Below are 15,957 nucleotides of genomic sequence, written 5' to 3' on the forward strand. Positions count from 1 at the left end.
GCCTGCCTCATGGAGGGACAGTAAAAAAGCCTATTCGCATATCACTTGTTTCCGCTTTCGCTACTGCTACTCCTCATTCATCACTCCTCACTCATCACTCCTCACTCATCACTACTTAATACCTAGCTTTTCATTCTTTACTTCTGGTCCATTGGCAAATTTGATTCCGAAGGCATCGTTCCCGGAAGTTCGCTCGAAAATTTGCAATCCGAAATATGGTACTGCTGCTATTAAATGATCAAAAATATCAGCCATTATATATTCATATTCGGCCCACTTGGTTGTATTGGTAAAAGCATATAACTCCAAAGGCAAGCCATTTTCAGTTGGCGCCAATTGCCTAACCATCAACGTCATGCCCTTATGAAGCCCTGGATGATTATTCAGATACCAATCAATATATTTTCTGTAAAGTCCGAAGTTCGTAAAGTTTCGCCCATTCAATGCAACGGTCCTGTCTGCTCCTATTTTTTCGTTGTGCTTTTTAATCACTTCTCCGCGCTCGTCAATATAATCACGAATTCCTTGTATTTTTTGGAAACGAGGAAGCTCTTCGTCACCCACAAAGCGAATGCTGCCCTGTTTAATAATGATTGCCCTTTTAATGCGACGCCCACCGGATTCTTGCATTCCGCGCCAATTCTGAAATGAATCGGATATAAGGGTATAGGTAGGAATAGTGGTAATCGTTTTATCGAAATTACGCACTTTTACGGTTGTTAGGTTAATTTCTTCCACGTCGCCATCTGCGCCGTATTTAGGCATGGTGATCCAGTCGCCGATACGAACCATATCATTGGTTGTTACCTGAATGCTGGCCACAAACCCCATGATGGTATCTTTAAACATGAGTAATAGAATCGCCGAAGCAGCGCCCATAGCGGCAAAGAAAGCCGTCGGGGATTGACCGGTTATACTGGAAAAAATAGCTACGGCACCAAATAGAAAGAAAACCATCCGAATAACCTGTAGATAACTCTCCATTGGTTTAGCTGAAAATTCGGGTTTTTCTCGTAATACGTCGGCACCCGACCTTATAATGGCCATCACAATGGATATGATCATAAAAACCATGTAAACTTCCATGGCGATGTCCAAGGGATTTATTAAATGCGGGAAGTCATTAAATACAACCGGTATCGAATTTTTCACCAGGCTGAATGGTGCTATCAGTGCAAGAAAATGAGGAAAGCGGTTTTTTAACAGATAATCGAAAAACCGAAGTTGCGTACTATTGTAAATTTTAGTAAAAGCGATTTTCAGTGCTTTTCTCACAACATGTTGTACGGCATAAACTAGAAATACCAAAATTGCGAGCAGAACAAAGACATTCACATAAGTAGCCACTTCTTTGTTTATGCCGAGATCAATGAGTTTGTGATAGGTGAATTCACTAATAAAATTGGAGGATTTCTCTAAGCTGCTTTCTAAATTGTCCATTGTGGAATAGGTTTTAAATATCATCCAAACCCGTAGGCCGGATAAGTTAAAATAAAAACACGATGTTAAAGCTCGGAAAAACAGAAGATATCTGTTAGAGCCAATAGATTCATAAGCCAAAGGCCTTATTAGCAAAGATACGATTTTTCAGCTAGTTTCCTAGACGTTTGAGAGCAATATAGGCCATTAAGCCCGTACTTATGGATAATGCTTTTTCATCGACATCAAAATCAGGGGTGTGTACCGATGCCGTGATTCCTTTTTCTTCATTACGCGTACCTAAGCGATAAAAACAAGCATCCGTTACCTGCGAATAGAAAGCGAAATCTTCTCCCGCCATCCAAAGATCTAGATCCAGTACATTTTCCTGTCCAAGGTATTCAACGGCATAGCCACGAGCTTCCTTGGTTAGCGCTTCATTATTCACAAGATAGGGGTAACCGTGGCGTACTTCAAAATCACAGGATCCGCCCATGCTTTCTGCGATGCCTTCGGCCATTTTTTTCATTTTTTTATGCGCCTCTTTGCGCCATTCTTCATCAAATGTGCGAAATGTTCCCTCCAGCTTAACCTCATTCGGAATTACATTCGTAGCGCCTTCCGCATTAATTTTACCGAACGACAAGACGGTAGGCATCTTGGGGTCGGCTACACGACTTACGATCTGCTGCAAAGCCGTAATAATATGTGCGGTAATAACAATAGGGTCTATATTTTGTTGTGGTTGTGCCCCGTGGCCCCCCTTTCCTTTCACCGTTACATAGAGTTCATCAGTAGATGCCATGTACTTCCCCGCCCTAAATCCAACTTTACCTGCATCGATCAGCGGCATGACATGTTGACCGATAATAGCTTGTGGTTTGGGGTTTTCAAGCGCTCCCTCTTTTATCATAATACTTGCCCCTCCAGGAAGCTTTTCTTCTCCAGGTTGAAAGATTAACTTAACAGTTCCTGCAAATTGATTTTTCAAGGAAGCTAGTATTTTAGCTGTTCCCAATAAGGAAGAAGTATGCACATCATGACCACAAGCATGCATAACACCTATATTTTTAGATCCATAAGTTCTTCCTTCTACTTCTTTAATTGGTAAAGCATCCATATCCGCCCTTAAAGCTATCACCCCATCCCCGACTTGTTCTCCCTTAATGAGGGCAACGATTCCAGTATTCGCCATTTCTTCCCAAGCGATACCCAAAGCATCCAATTTCTCTTTGACAAATACCGAGGTATTGTATTCTTGAAAAGACAATTCCGGGTTGGCGTGAAGATGACGGCGCGTATCTACTATCTCAGAGAAAATGGTTTGAGCTAATGCTTGGATAGATTCTTTTAACATGTTAGTTTTCTATGTTAATCGTTTCGGTAAATATAAAGACAGAACTGAAATCCCGCTTAAGCTGATTCATAAGTGCTTGTGCCTGGCTCCGACTCGTAAAATCACCTACCTTCACCCGATAGTTAGGCTGCTGATAGCCGACATAGGTATTAAGATCTTTATAAATTTGCTTAAACCTTGCCTGCGCGCTGTAAGCTTCGTTACGATTGCTTCCAGAGTAAATCTGTACCCGATAACCGCGTGCCGTAACTTTTCTACCGGTCTTCAGCGGCACACCGGGTTTGCTGGATTCATCTGCTGGAGACAAAACCGTGTTACTACCCAGTAACATACGCTCTTTCTGTAGACGTTCAATTAAGATACTTTTATGTTCTTCTACTATCCCCTTCTCATCCTGAGCAATTGCCTTTCCTATAAAACAGAAAAGCAATAGACCTAGAGCGATAAAAATTTGTTTAAGGCAAGATGTTATTAACATATTCAAACGGTTATTCGTTGTTTGTTATTGTTCTTAGTAAATGAGTAAATGACAACAACTAAGAACGAACAGCTAAGAACTAAACTTGTCCTATACCGTGACAATTTTTATATTTTTTCCCACTACCACAAGGGCAAGGATCATTTCTTCCTATTTTATTATCATTTCTGACAGGTTGCGTCTTTTGCACTTCCCTGGTATCCTCCACGGGCAGACCACCTCCTGACGTTGCTGCGGCCAATTCCGGCTTAGATACTTGCATTTTGGGTTCCTGAACAGGCCGGCGTGCTTCCCGCACTTCTTGTGGCTGCTGATGCGGAATTTCTCCTTTAAACAAGAAAGCCACAATATCTTTATTCATGGTTACCAACATCTCCTTGAAAAGGTTAAAGGCTTCCATTTTATAAATAATGATAGGATCCTTTTGTTCGTAAACTGCATTTTGCACCGATTGTTTCAAATCGTCCATCTCACGCAAATGCTCTTTCCAAGCCTCATCTATTAAGGATAAAACAACCCCTTTTTCGAAGGCCTTAAATACTTCCTTTCCATTTGTTTCAACCGCTTTCTTTAGGTTAGCTGCGACCTGCAATCCACGAAGACCATCAGTAAATGGCACGACAATATTTTCAATCTGTTCACCACGTGTTGCATACACGTCTTTCAAAACCGGTAAGGTCTGATTTGCAATATGCTCCGCTTTGCGGTGGTAGAAATCGATTACCCGGCTAAATAAGGTATCTGTTAAGCCGGCAATGTTGCCACTTAAAAAAGCATCTTGATTCAACTCAGGATCAACGGAAAAAACACGGATAAATTCCAATTGAAAATCCTCATAGGTTCCCGTTTCCTTATATTCAGTAACCAAGTCTTCAACCACATCATAAATGGTATTATTCAGATCAACATCCAAACGTTCCCCAAATAGTGCATTTCTACGTTTCGCATAGATCACGGTACGCTGTGAGTTCATCACATCATCGTATTCCAGCAAACGCTTACGGATACCGAAGTTGTTCTCTTCCACTTTCTTCTGTGCTCGTTCGATCGATTTGGTGATCATCGAATGCTGAATAACCTCTCCTTCTTCAATGCCCATACGTACCATGATGTTGGAAATACGTTCGGAACCGAATAAGCGCATTAAATTGTCTTCCAAGGAAACGAAAAACTGCGAAGAACCGGGGTCACCTTGGCGACCGGCACGACCGCGCAACTGACGGTCAACGCGGCGAGATTCATGTCGTTCTGTACCAACAATAGCTAAACCACCAGCCTCTTTAACACCAGGTCCTAACTTGATGTCGGTACCACGACCCGCCATGTTCGTCGCGATGGTCACGGTACCCGCCTGCCCTGCTTCCGCCACTATGTCGGCTTCCCTTTGGTGAAGTTTAGCATTCAATACATTGTGTTTGATACCGCGTAACTTCAACATACGGCTCAACAATTCTGATATTTCCACCGAGGTCGTACCTACCAATACCGGGCGACCAGCCTCGGTTAACTTTTGGATTTCCTCAGCAACTGCATTATATTTTTCACGAGCCGTACGATAAACCAAGTCCTCCCGATCATCACGTTGTATTGGGATATTGGTTGGTATTTCTACCACATCCAACTTATAGATTTGCCACAGCTCACCCGCCTCCGTCACCGCCGTACCCGTCATACCTGCTAGCTTGTGGTACATTCTAAAATAATTCTGTAAAGTTATCGTCGCGTAGGTTTGTGTAGCATCTTCTACCTTTACATTTTCTTTCGCCTCAATTGCTTGATGTAACCCATCCGAGTAACGGCGACCTTCCATGATACGCCCCGTCTGCTCATCGACAATCTTAACCTTACCCTCATCTATGATATATTCTACATCCTTTTCAAACAAGGTATAAGCTTTTAATAGCTGGTTAACGGAGTGAATACGTTCAGATTTAATAGAAAAATCACGCATCAGTTCATCTTTCTTCTGCGCCTTTTCTTCGGCAGAGATCGCTAACTTTTCAATCTCAGCAATTTCAGTCCCTACATCAGGCATGACAAAAAAGTGAGGATCTTCGCCTGAGCTTGTGATTAGCTCAATTCCTTTTTCTGTCAACTCTACTTGATTATTTTTCTCATCTATTACAAAGAACAATTCGGCATCCACTTTTGGCATATTTTTGCTTTGTTCCTGCAGGTAATAGTTCTCTGTTTTCGTAAGCACCTGGCGATTACTCCCTTCGCTCAGAAATTTAATGAGCGCCTTATTCTTAGGTAAGCCTCTATGTGCACGTAATAAGGCCATACCAGCACCTTCTACATCGGTATTACCACTTGAAATTCCTTTCTTCGCTTCGTTCAACACCGTATTGATATACGCTTTTTGTGCATTTACCAGACGCTCGATTCGCGGTTTCAAATCATAGAATTCATGTTCATCGCCACGGGGAATTGGGCCGGATATAATTAAAGGTGTACGTGCATCATCAATGAGTACAGAGTCAACCTCATCCACCATAGCAAAATGTAATTTACGTTGCACCAAGCCTTCCGGTGCTTGCGCCATATTATCTCGTAGATAATCGAAACCAAATTCATTGTTTGTACCGAAAACAATATCAGCGGCATAAGCGTTGCGGCGAGCCGCAGAGTTTGGCTGATGTTTGTCGATACAATCTACGCGAAGACCATGGAATTCAAATAAAGGCCCATTCCATTCGGAGTCACGTCGTGCCAAATAATCGTTCACCGTCACGATATGAACACCTTGTCCGGATAAAGCGTTTAAATAAGCGGGTAAAGTACCTACCAATGTTTTACCTTCACCCGTTGCCATTTCAGCAATTTTACCTTCGTGCAGAACAATACCACCGATTAACTGTACATCATAATGCACCATATTCCAGGTAACCTGATTCCCGGCAGCAATCCATGTGTTATGCCAAATAGCTTTATCGCCCTTGATTTCGACATTTGGCTTTTTCGCTGCCAGATCACGATCGAACTCACTAGCTGTCACTTCTAACGTCGTGTTTTCAGTAAATCGGCGTGCCGTTTCTTTCACAACAGCGAATGCCTCCGGAAGTATTTCCATTAATACTTCCTCTAATTTTTTATCGCGATCTTTAATCAGTTTATCTACTTTGTCATAAATGGCATTTTTTTCTGCCATTTCTACCTGTGGTTCCTCAGCATCTGTTTTCAACTGGTTGATTTCACCATCAATATCCGCTAAATAGTCGGAAATCCGTCGCTTAAAATCAAGCGTCTTTGCACGAAGTTCATCATGACTTAATCCCTCCAGTTTGGCAAATTCTTCCTTGATTTTATCTACTAACGGACGAATATGTTTTATATCACGATCAGATTTACTGCCAAAAATTTTACTTAAGAATCCTAACATGTTCAATAATAATCTAAAATATATGCTATTGGTGTCAACAAATGCGCCAAATCCCATGTTGCGTCATATTGACATCAATACAATTGTCAAAGTTAGTGATTTTTTGTTAATAGTAATCAGCTTTCGGAGATTGGCATTCAGCCGTTTGTTAATTGTTCGCTGTTGGTTATTAGTTATTAGTTATTAGTTATTGGTTATTGGTTATTAGTTATTGGTTATTAGTTATTGGTTATTAGTTATTGGGTGTTGGTTATTGGTTATTGGTTATTGGTTATTGGTTGGCGAGCGCACATTCATTGGCTAGGAAAGGCTTAGGCTGTAGTTAAGCAATAAGCAGATGGCATTAGGCAGTAAGCTTTAAAGTACCTCCCTATCGGAAGGCAGGCAGGTCCCAAACCATTATCACATCGGCTAATTATCACATCGGCTAATTGGCTCATCGGCTAATTATTTCAGCTATCAGCAGTCGGCCTTCAGTCGCACGAATCCTTCTCACTATTCCCTACTCAATAACTTAACTACTCAACTACTTAACTATTTCCCTACTCAACTACTTAACCATTTCCCTACTTAACTATTGTGGAAGCACGGCCCAAATGGTATTTCCTGCGTCATCGGCGACCAGCATATATCCTTGTTTGGCAAATGCGATGCCTACCGGTCGGCCGTATACTTCAGCCTCCGCGTCATTTGCTATAAAGCCCGTCAAAAAATCTTTATATTCACCTATAGGCGTTCCATTTTCAAAAGGAATAAAGAGCACTTTGTATCCGACCAATTGCGAGCGATTCCAAGATCCGTGTTGCCCTACATAAGCGCCACCTGCGAACTTACCTGAAGCTCCGAAAGCTAAGCCTAGTGAAGCCGTATGTGACCCCACTGCAAAATCGGGAACGATGGATTCAGCCACCAAATCCTCTCTTTTTCCCTTCAACCGAGGGTCTGGGTTTTTGCCCCAATAAGCATATGGCCAGCCATAGAAGCCATTTTCTTCCACAGATGTTATATAATCGGGAACGATTTGGTCTCCCAACTCATCACGCTCATTCACTGCGGTCCATAATTTACCGGTATGAGGCTCCCATGCCATGCCGACCGGATTTCGAAGTCCTGCTGCAAAAATGCGTTCTCCACTTCCATCGGGGTTAATCTCCAAAATGTTTGCTCTCCGTCTTTCATTCTCCATCCCATGTTCACCAACGTTACTTCCCGACCCGACGCTAATATATATTTTTGAGCTATCCGGTTTCATCAATAAATTTCGAGTCCAATGATTGTTGTATCCGCCTGCGGGCAACGACAAAATTTTCTCGCCCTTTCCACTAACTTTAGCTTCTCCTATCTTATACGGATACTTTAAAATACCATCGGTATTAGCGACATAGAAACTGTTATCCATGATCAACATGCCAAAGGGTTTATTAAGCCCTTCCAAGAAAGGGGATTTGCTATCGGCTACGCCATCTCCGTTGGTATCCTTGAACATAGTAATTCTATTCGCACCTGCTCCTTGTGTCTGCGATTCGGCCACGAAAATGTCTCCATTCGGGGCGACATAGATCCAACGGGGATTTTGCAAACCATCGGCAAATTTGACAACCTTGTAGCCCGCGGCCACAATCGGTGTTTTCCCTGTTGGCCATCCGATTACCTTTGAGTTTTTAGTACTGGATGGCGTTGCCAATGGCTCAGCTAAGGTAATGTTTAGTCCGTACTCACCTACCGAATCCGTTGGGGCTTCCGGCGTCTCTTCTTGGTTTTGCCCATTTCCTTTGCAGGCATTGATCAAAACCAAAAAAGAAAAAAAAAGACAATAAGTATATCGATTCATTTTGGATGACGTTTTATTCATGTTAAAGGAACACCAAGCCATCCAAAATGTTTGTTTTAGCGCCAAGCTTTATATTGGTTGATTAAGCCGTTGGTGGAGCTATCATGTGAGGTAATGTCTCCCTCGTTTCTGAGCTCAGGCAATATCTTTCCAGCGAGCTGCTTACCCAGTTCAACTCCCCATTGATCGAAACTAAAAATATTCCAGATAATACCTTGTGTAAATATTTTATGCTCATAAAACGCAATCAAGCTTCCCAAACTCCGGGGCGTTATTTTTTTCAAAAGAAAAGAATTGCTTGGCCGGTTTCCCTCAAAAACTTTGAATGGCGTAATAGCCGCTACTTCCTCGTCAGATTTCCCTGCTTTTTTCAACTCAGCTTCCACTTCCTCTTCCATTTTACCATTCATTAACGCTTCTGTTTGGGCAAAGAAATTAGATAACAGGAGCGTATGGTGTTCCCCAATTGGATTGTGTGTTTGAGCAGGTGCAATAAAATCGCAAGGGATCATCTTCGTGCCTTGGTGAATCAATTGATAAAAGGCGTGTTGGCCATTTGTTCCGGGTTCGCCCCAGATAACGGGCCCTGTCTGATATTCAACCGGCACTCCATTTCTATCCACATACTTACCATTACTTTCCATATCGCCTTGCTGAAAGTATGCCGCAAAACGATGTAGGTATTGATCATAAGGTAGAATCGCATGCGTTTCCGAATCAAAGAAATTATTATACCAAATACCCAACACCCCCATAATAACTGGAATATTTTCCTCTAAGGGAGTATTTTTGAAGTGATTATCAGCCGCGTGGGCTCCCGCTAAAAGTTCTTTGAAATTATCAAAACCAATGCTCAACACGATCGACAAGCCAATGGCGCTCCATAAAGAATAGCGACCACCAACCCAGTCCCAGAATTCAAACATATTCTTCGTATCTATACCGAAGTCTTGCACCGCTTTAGCATTGGTGCTCAACGCGACGAAATGCTTAGCGATATCCTTTTCGGCGCCTCCTTGGGTTAAAAACCAGTCACGCGCACTGTGAGCGTTGGCCATCGTTTCTTGCGTGGTAAAGGTTTTGGAAGCAATCAAAAAGAGCGTGGTTTCTGCATTCACCTTTCGTAACGTCTCAGCGATATGCGTTCCATCAACATTTGATACAAAATGTAAGGTTAAATGATTTTTATATGGTTTCAATGCTTCCGTTACCATAACCGGACCTAAGTCTGAACCGCCGATTCCTATATTAACAATATCCGTTATTGCTTTACCACTGTATCCTTTCCAAGAACCGTCAATCACTGCTTCACTAAATTCTTTCATATGTGCCAGTACTTCATTGACTGAAGGCATCACATCTTGGCCATCAACAAGTACGGGTGTGTTGCTTATATTTCGCAATGCCGTATGCAATACCGCTCTGTTTTCTGTTTTATTAATCGGCAGTCCTTTGAACATGGCGTCAATGGCCTCTTCCAGGTGGCATTCGCGAGCAAGCTGCACTAAAAGAGCAACGGTCTGTTCATCTATCCTATTTTTTGAATAATCAAATAAAATGTCTTCAAATAGTAATGAGAACTTTTCGAATCTATCCGGATCGTAGGCGAACAGATCACGTAAATGTTTCGGCGCGATGTTGATATAATGGTTGCTCAAGTAGTTGTAAGCATCGGTTTCGGTAAAATTTACAGTTGGTAACATAAGCAAATCAAAATTTTCACGAAACTACAATTTTAGTCGCAGAAAAGCGAAAAGCATTTGATGGCGCAGCCTAGATTTACTTTCCTAAGACAGAATAGCTACTTAAAATCTCCGATTTTAACATCAAGATTTCACTTTTACATACGGAATATTAGAAGACCATCTTCTTTAGTCACTTTCTTCCGCAAACCACGAAGTAGCTTGAATGCTATTGAAAACGAACAAGTGATGAAAAAAGTTGATTAAGGAAACCTCTTTTTTTAAAGCTAAATTCCTAAACAGCGTAGCCGCTATTTTCAAAAAAGTTTCCTGACTTTTAACACATTTTGTTATACAATATGTAAAAATTTTCGATATCTTTATCCAAACAAATCCTATATTAGTCAGTTAATTTATAAAGGATTAACATAGGCAGCTTTTAGCCAAAAAATATTAATTCATTAAAGCGGATTAAGGTATCAACCATCTTAAAAACGTATCGAGATGACTGATGTAAATTATGACAATATTGAGCGTTATCTATCTGGAAGTATGACAGATAAGGAGCGTCATCATTTCGAGGCCGAGCTTGACGAAAACGAAGACTTGGCTCAGGAACTTCATTTTTACATGTACGTAAATCAAAGCATCTCGGAATGTCTTTATCATACCCCTATTGAAGAACTATCCTTCGGCAAGGCCAAAAACAAACGATACCAAGATATGAACAGACTTAAATGGATGGCATTAACAGCTATTGGCGTCATTTTCGTAACAATCCTTTTATGGTCACCGTGGAAAATATATCGAGAGATTGATGCATCATCTGTTCAAATGGGCACCGTTAACGCAGAGGGCTTACCTGTTGGTAATAAATATGCCGATATTATCGAGCTTTTTAATGCAGGCAAATACGAAGAAGCCTTGCCTCTTTTAAACGGGGCATTAACGGAACAACCCAATGATTTGTATATTCGGTATTATAGAGGCCTTACTTTCTTAAATTTAAAATACCTCGGATCTGCCCGTCGAGATTTACTGAAGATTTACACCGAAAACGCACCGCAAATGTATGACGCGGCTTACTATATCGCCTTATCCTATCTAGAAGAAGAGGACGATTATAAAGAAAGTGCTCGTAATTGGCTGGATAAAATCCCTCAAGAAGCCCCCATTCATTCGAAAGCCGAAGCACTTAGGAAATTACTGTAAAATAACCGTTTAGTTGAGCAGTTGTATTGTTAAATTGTTGAGTAGGGAAATGGTTAAGTAGTTGAGTAGTTAAGTAGTTGAGTAGTTAAGTAGGGAATAGTGAGAAGGATTCGTGCGACTGAAGGCCGACTGCTGATAGCTGAAATAATTAGCTGATGAGCCAATGTGATGATTAGCCAATGTGATAATGTTTTGGGACTTGCCTGCCTTCCGATAGGGAAGTACTTTAAAGCTTATTGCCCAATGCCTACAGCCTAAAGCTTATTACTTAAAACTTATAACTTAAAATCCTACCTTTGTTCTATGACGAAAGAAAACATTCAAGAATTAAGGGATAGAGCAGCTTCCCTGAGGAGGCATCTTTGACATTGATGCAAAACAAAAAGAAATAAACCAAGAGCAAGAAATAACCCTAAAACCAGACTTTTGGGATCATCCAAAAGAAGCGGAAAAAGTATTGCAGTCGATCAAGAGCAAAAAAGTTTGGACAGATAGCTTTGACGAGCTACTGCAAGCCATTGACGATGCTTCTGTCATGTTCGACTTTTATCAGAGTGGCGACGCCAGTGAGCAGGAAGCCGATGAACTTTTTCAAGAAGCGCTGAAACGGGTTGAAGAGCTCGAATTTAAAAATATGCTTAGTGCCGAAGAAGATCAGTTAACGGCTATTTTACAAATTACTGCCGGCGCTGGAGGCACTGAGAGTTGTGATTGGGCGGCTATGTTGATGCGTATGTATATTATGTGGGGAGAAAAGAATGGCTATAAGGTAACGGAGCAAGACTTCCTCGAAGGCGATGTTGCAGGTGTAAAATCAGTGACACTTCAATTTGACGGCAATTTCGCTTATGGATATTTAAAGGGAGAAAACGGCGTGCATCGCTTAGTGCGAATTTCTCCGTTCGACTCCAATGCGAAACGGCATACTTCGTTCGCCTCCGTATACGTCTATCCACTGGTGGACGATACAATTGAGATTGAGGTAAAAGATTCGGATATTGAATGGGACACGTTCCGTTCAGGAGGCGCTGGTGGACAGAACGTCAATAAGGTAGAAACAGCCGTTAGGCTGCACCACAAGCCCTCAGGAATTGTTATCAAGAACCAGGAGTCGCGTTCACAACTCCAAAATAAGGATAACGCTATGCGTCTCTTAAAATCGCAGCTTTATGAAATTGAGATGCGTAAGCGTATGGAAACGACAGCGGCTATTGAAGGCAGCAAGAAAAAAATAGAATGGGGTTCGCAAATACGTAATTATGTTTTACATCCTTATAAGCTGGTAAAAGATTTAAGGACAGGTCACGAAACATCCAATACCCAAGCGGTATTAGACGGTGAATTGGATGAATTTCTAAAATCTTATCTGATGGAATTTGGTGGAAACTAAAATTCATTTTTCCACATCATGGATTCAACGGGTCGCGTTGTCTTTCTATTGTATTTCGCATTCCCTTTTGTGTTGTACATGGTGTGGATATCTCCCTCTACCGTAAAATAAATCAACTGCCCAATGGGCATGCCAGCATATACACGTACCGGTTGAGCCACGGATATTTCAAGTGTCCAGGTATTACAAAATCCGACATCTCCCTTTCCGGCAGTGGCATGAATATCAATACCTAAACGTCCTGTGCTGCTTTTACCTTCCAGGAAAGGTACATGGTTATGGGTTTCTGTATATTCTAATGTCACTCCCAAATACAAGGTGTTTGGTTCAAGCACATAACCAGCTTTCGGAATTTCAAAGTGAACAATTTCATTATGAACCTTAGCATCTAATACCCGATCTTTATAAGTAGCCAAGTATTTCCCTAAATGAACGTCATATGAGTTCGTCCCCAAACATTCACGCTTAAATGGTTCAATAATAATAGAGCCTTTATCGATTTCCTCTAAAATCCTTTTGTCTGAAAGTATCATAGTGTTTTTAGTGCAGGATACAAACATAAGGAATAATTAATCAATTTGTGAATGAGTTGAGTTGTTGAGTAGGGAAATAGTTAAGTAGTTGAATCGTTAAGTAGTTAAGTAGTTGATGAACCAATGTGATGATAGCCGACATGATTAGAACGGCCAGCGCGTCCGAAGCTGATAGCTGAAATAATTAGCCGATGAGCCAATTAGCCAATGTGATGATGAGCCGATGCGATAATTAGCCGATGTGATAATGGTTTGGGCTGTCTTCCGATAGGGAGGTACTTTAAAGCTTACGGCCTAATGCCATCTGCTTATTGCTTAACGCCTACAGCTTTTCATAGCCAATGAATGTGCGCTCGCTAACCAATAACTAATAACCAATAACTAATAACAAACAACTAACCAAACAGCCGAAAGCCGATCGCTGAAAGCTGATGGCTATTGATAAAAATTTACTACTTTTATTCATGGGTTTAGTATATCTTAAGGAAGTTAATCCGCACACACGTTTTGCCATTTGGAAAATTGAAGAAACAGCTGAAGAGCTATTGGCTAAATTACAGCTAAACAGAAGTGAAAAGGCTTTTTTGGAGCGACTTAACAAGGGTAAAAGGACATTAAATTGGTTGGGAACACGTGTTTTGCTCCGCACCATGTTAGATACCCCGGGTTATATTGATTGCCCTTCTGACGAGAATGGCAAACCTTATTTAGTTAATTTTCCGCATAAAATATCACTCAGTCATTCCTTTGATTATGCTGCTTGCATGCTTAGTACACGATACGAGGTAGGAATCGACATGGAGTTGGTCAAACCTAAAATAGAAGTCATTGCCAGTAAATTCATGAAACCCGAAGAGCTGGCACAGCTTCAGCCTGAACACCGCTATGTAGAACAGCTTTTAACTTGCTGGACAGCTAAAGAAGCGGTCTATAAGTTACAAGGAAAAAAAGGAGTTTCTTTTAAAGACAATATTTATATCGAACCCTTTACGTATCAAGAACAGGGGAGCAGTATTGTTGCCCATCTTCAAGGCCCGCATCAACATGCGATCTATACCGTTTACTACGAGCGTTTTCGGGAGTTTATGTTAGGATATGTGATGGGATAGGTGCTTTTCTTCCTATTTCCGTAACTTTGCATTCCTTATTAGGATTACACATGAATAAAAACGTTTATTTCCAAGACTGGGGCAGGGTTGACTATCAAGAAGCGTGGGATCGGCAAGAACTTATTTTCGCGCAGGTAGTTCAACAGAAAACGGGCAACCGGGTTAATGGCACCAATCATCCTACAGACAACTATTTAATTTTCGTAGAACATCCGCATGTTTATACACTGGGTAAGAGCGGTAAGCCCGAAAACTTATTATTAGATGAACAGGGGCTACACGATAAGCAAGCAACCTATTACAAGATAAACCGTGGAGGAGATATTACTTATCATGGCCCTGGCCAACTAGTTGGTTATCCTATATTGGATCTTGATAATTTTTTTACTGACATCCATCTATACATGCGTACGATTGAAGAGGCCGTGATTCGTACATTAGCCGATTATGAGATTGAGGCTGGCAGGTACCCGGGTTATACCGGCGTATGGTTGGATCCGGACAATGAAAAAGCCCGGAAAATTTGCGCTATCGGTGTTCGAGCCAGTAGGTGGGTTACCATGCATGGTTTTGCATTTAACGTCAACACGGACCTAAATTATTTCAACCATATTGTGCCCTGTGGTATAGACGATAAAGCCGTAGCTTCTTTACAAGGTGAACTAGGACGGGAAGTAGACATGGAAGAAGTAAAAGAACACTTAAAAAAACATTTTGCTGATTTGTTCAAAATGAATTTAATAAGCGCTGCATTGACTGCGTTCTAAATCACTCCACAGTACACACTATCGGAAAGCGTATCATGATAGGTATCCCGGAAGGAGGCATATACATGTATTGGCTTCTCAGCAAAGGCTAAGGTGCTATTCTCCCAGCTGTCCGTCTGTGCGACCCTTTCTGCGCCGATTTCTCTAAAATGACGAAATAAGTCGCCATCATATAGCAAAACCACTAAACGATCCCCTTTCCATCCACCTAATGATTCCCATGACAACGTAATACGAGTCCCATTTCGTTCAACGGAGCAGTTATGCGGCGGAATTATTGGGCCTTTACTTATCAAAACCTTTTCCGGGTTGATATAGGGTTCACCATTTTCGTCGATCTCTACGGCGTATTTACGGGTGTATGACTGTACCATCTGAAAAGGTCCCACCCTACTCCCAGGCGGAACTGCATTCCTAAAACCGAATAGGACAAAAGGCTTTATCGGTGTCAAAAATTTAGATACAGCTTTCATTTTAGCCTGATTCAATAATTCCTTGGGAGAGAAAGGTTTGGTACGGCGCCCAATCGTACGAACAATCAGTTGACCATTTAATTCATACGTCGTTAAATCCCCCGTCCTTCCATTAATAGGGCCATGAAGACCATTCTTTGCAATTGCCATGTTAAAAGCCTTTGGTTTATATATCTGCTAGTCGAAGCTGGTTTACTGCTGCTTCCACTCAAATATATCATAAAAAAAGAATTTATAAAGTTTTAAAGAAGAATTTATAAAGGGTTAATAAGGGTGATACCCTTATTAACCCTTTATAAACCCCTTACTAACACTTTGTTAACA

At 41.3% G+C, this 15,957-nt stretch carries 12 protein-coding genes; 4 read left to right on the forward strand and 8 right to left on the reverse strand.

The window, feature by feature from the left end:
- Positions 1 to 111 precede the first annotated feature (111 nt).
- The 6 genes from E0E36_RS24285 to pgi form a co-directional block, all read right to left on the reverse strand.
- Positions 112 to 1,440, reverse strand: a complete 1,329-nt coding sequence (locus tag E0E36_RS24285; RefSeq protein WP_049795130.1) for a mechanosensitive ion channel family protein — start codon at positions 1,438 to 1,440, stop codon at positions 112 to 114.
- 151 nt (positions 1,441 to 1,591) lie between these two features.
- Positions 1,592 to 2,776, reverse strand: a complete 1,185-nt coding sequence (locus tag E0E36_RS24290; protein WP_130858126.1) for a M20 metallopeptidase family protein — start codon at positions 2,774 to 2,776, stop codon at positions 1,592 to 1,594.
- A 1-nt stretch (position 2,777) separates the two neighbouring features.
- On the reverse strand, positions 2,778 to 3,254 hold the full coding sequence (locus E0E36_RS24295; protein ID WP_013663980.1) for an SPOR domain-containing protein: 477 nt from the start codon (positions 3,252 to 3,254) through the stop codon (positions 2,778 to 2,780).
- 79 nt (positions 3,255 to 3,333) lie between these two features.
- On the reverse strand, positions 3,334 to 6,636 hold the full coding sequence (secA, locus tag E0E36_RS24300; RefSeq protein WP_130858150.1) for a preprotein translocase subunit SecA: 3,303 nt from the start codon (positions 6,634 to 6,636) through the stop codon (positions 3,334 to 3,336).
- Positions 6,637 to 7,210: 574 nt separating this feature from the next.
- A complete protein-coding gene (locus E0E36_RS24305; protein ID WP_130858127.1) occupies positions 7,211 to 8,467 on the reverse strand; it encodes a PQQ-dependent sugar dehydrogenase in 1,257 nt (418 codons plus the stop codon).
- A 56-nt stretch (positions 8,468 to 8,523) separates the two neighbouring features.
- Positions 8,524 to 10,170: a glucose-6-phosphate isomerase gene (gene pgi / locus E0E36_RS24310; RefSeq protein ID WP_130858128.1), complete on the reverse strand. Its 1,647-nt coding sequence runs from the start codon at positions 10,168 to 10,170 to the stop codon at positions 8,524 to 8,526.
- Between the two features lie 483 nt (positions 10,171 to 10,653).
- On the opposite strand from pgi, the gene E0E36_RS24315 reads away from it, so the two are divergent.
- The gene (locus tag E0E36_RS24315) at positions 10,654 to 11,361 is read left to right on the forward strand and encodes a tetratricopeptide repeat protein (RefSeq protein ID WP_013663984.1); all 708 of its coding nucleotides are present in this window, start codon (positions 10,654 to 10,656) and stop codon (positions 11,359 to 11,361) included.
- A 303-nt stretch (positions 11,362 to 11,664) separates the two neighbouring features.
- Positions 11,665 to 12,751 (forward strand): peptide chain release factor 2 gene (gene prfB, locus E0E36_RS24320; RefSeq protein WP_013663985.1). Its coding sequence is split into 2 segments (ribosomal slippage): positions 11,665 to 11,724 and positions 11,726 to 12,751, totalling 1,086 coding nucleotides; the frame shifts between segments, so codons are not numbered across the junction.
- Here prfB and dcd read toward each other — a convergent pair.
- The gene (gene dcd / locus E0E36_RS24325; RefSeq protein ID WP_013663986.1) at positions 12,748 to 13,284 is read right to left on the reverse strand and encodes a dCTP deaminase; all 537 of its coding nucleotides are present in this window, start codon (positions 13,282 to 13,284) and stop codon (positions 12,748 to 12,750) included. The two genes, prfB and dcd, sit on opposite strands and share 4 nt — an antisense overlap.
- 464 nt (positions 13,285 to 13,748) lie before the next feature.
- Between dcd and E0E36_RS24330 the strand changes: the two genes are divergently transcribed.
- A complete protein-coding gene (locus E0E36_RS24330; RefSeq protein ID WP_242627386.1) occupies positions 13,749 to 14,393 on the forward strand; it encodes a 4'-phosphopantetheinyl transferase family protein in 645 nt (214 codons plus the stop codon).
- 50 nt (positions 14,394 to 14,443) lie between these two features.
- A complete protein-coding gene (lipB, locus tag E0E36_RS24335) occupies positions 14,444 to 15,160 on the forward strand; it encodes a lipoyl(octanoyl) transferase LipB (protein WP_130858130.1) in 717 nt (238 codons plus the stop codon).
- Here the strand turns inward: lipB and E0E36_RS24340 are convergent.
- Entirely contained in the window at positions 15,157 to 15,783 is a 627-nt protein-coding gene (locus tag E0E36_RS24340) for a hypothetical protein (RefSeq protein ID WP_013664008.1), read from the reverse strand. The genes lipB and E0E36_RS24340 overlap by 4 nt on opposite strands.
- Positions 15,784 to 15,957: the final 174 nt, after the last annotated feature.

It is taken from the genome of Olivibacter jilunii, assembly GCF_900607235.1.
Taxonomy (GTDB): domain Bacteria; phylum Bacteroidota; class Bacteroidia; order Sphingobacteriales; family Sphingobacteriaceae; genus Olivibacter; species Olivibacter oleidegradans.

Excerpts from the sequence above, each read along its gene's own strand:
- E0E36_RS24330 (WP_242627386.1), top strand. The coding sequence starts at position 13,749 with ATGGGTTTAGTATATCTTAAGGAAGTTAATCCGCACACACGTTTTGCC.
- E0E36_RS24305 (WP_130858127.1), bottom strand. The coding sequence starts at position 8,467 with ATGAATCGATATACTTATTGTCTTTTTTTTTCTTTTTTGGTTTTGATC.
- E0E36_RS24340 (WP_013664008.1), bottom strand. The coding sequence starts at position 15,783 with ATGGCAATTGCAAAGAATGGTCTTCATGGCCCTATTAATGGAAGGACG.
- E0E36_RS24315 (WP_013663984.1), top strand. The coding sequence starts at position 10,654 with ATGACTGATGTAAATTATGACAATATTGAGCGTTATCTATCTGGAAGT.
- E0E36_RS24295 (WP_013663980.1), bottom strand. The coding sequence starts at position 3,254 with ATGTTAATAACATCTTGCCTTAAACAAATTTTTATCGCTCTAGGTCTA.
- E0E36_RS24290 (WP_130858126.1), bottom strand. The coding sequence starts at position 2,776 with ATGTTAAAAGAATCTATCCAAGCATTAGCTCAAACCATTTTCTCTGAG.
- secA (WP_130858150.1), bottom strand. The coding sequence starts at position 6,636 with ATGTTAGGATTCTTAAGTAAAATTTTTGGCAGTAAATCTGATCGTGAT.
- dcd (WP_013663986.1), bottom strand. The coding sequence starts at position 13,284 with ATGATACTTTCAGACAAAAGGATTTTAGAGGAAATCGATAAAGGCTCT.
- E0E36_RS24285 (WP_049795130.1), bottom strand. The coding sequence starts at position 1,440 with ATGGACAATTTAGAAAGCAGCTTAGAGAAATCCTCCAATTTTATTAGT.
- lipB (WP_130858130.1), top strand. The coding sequence starts at position 14,444 with ATGAATAAAAACGTTTATTTCCAAGACTGGGGCAGGGTTGACTATCAA.
- pgi (WP_130858128.1), bottom strand. The coding sequence starts at position 10,170 with ATGTTACCAACTGTAAATTTTACCGAAACCGATGCTTACAACTACTTG.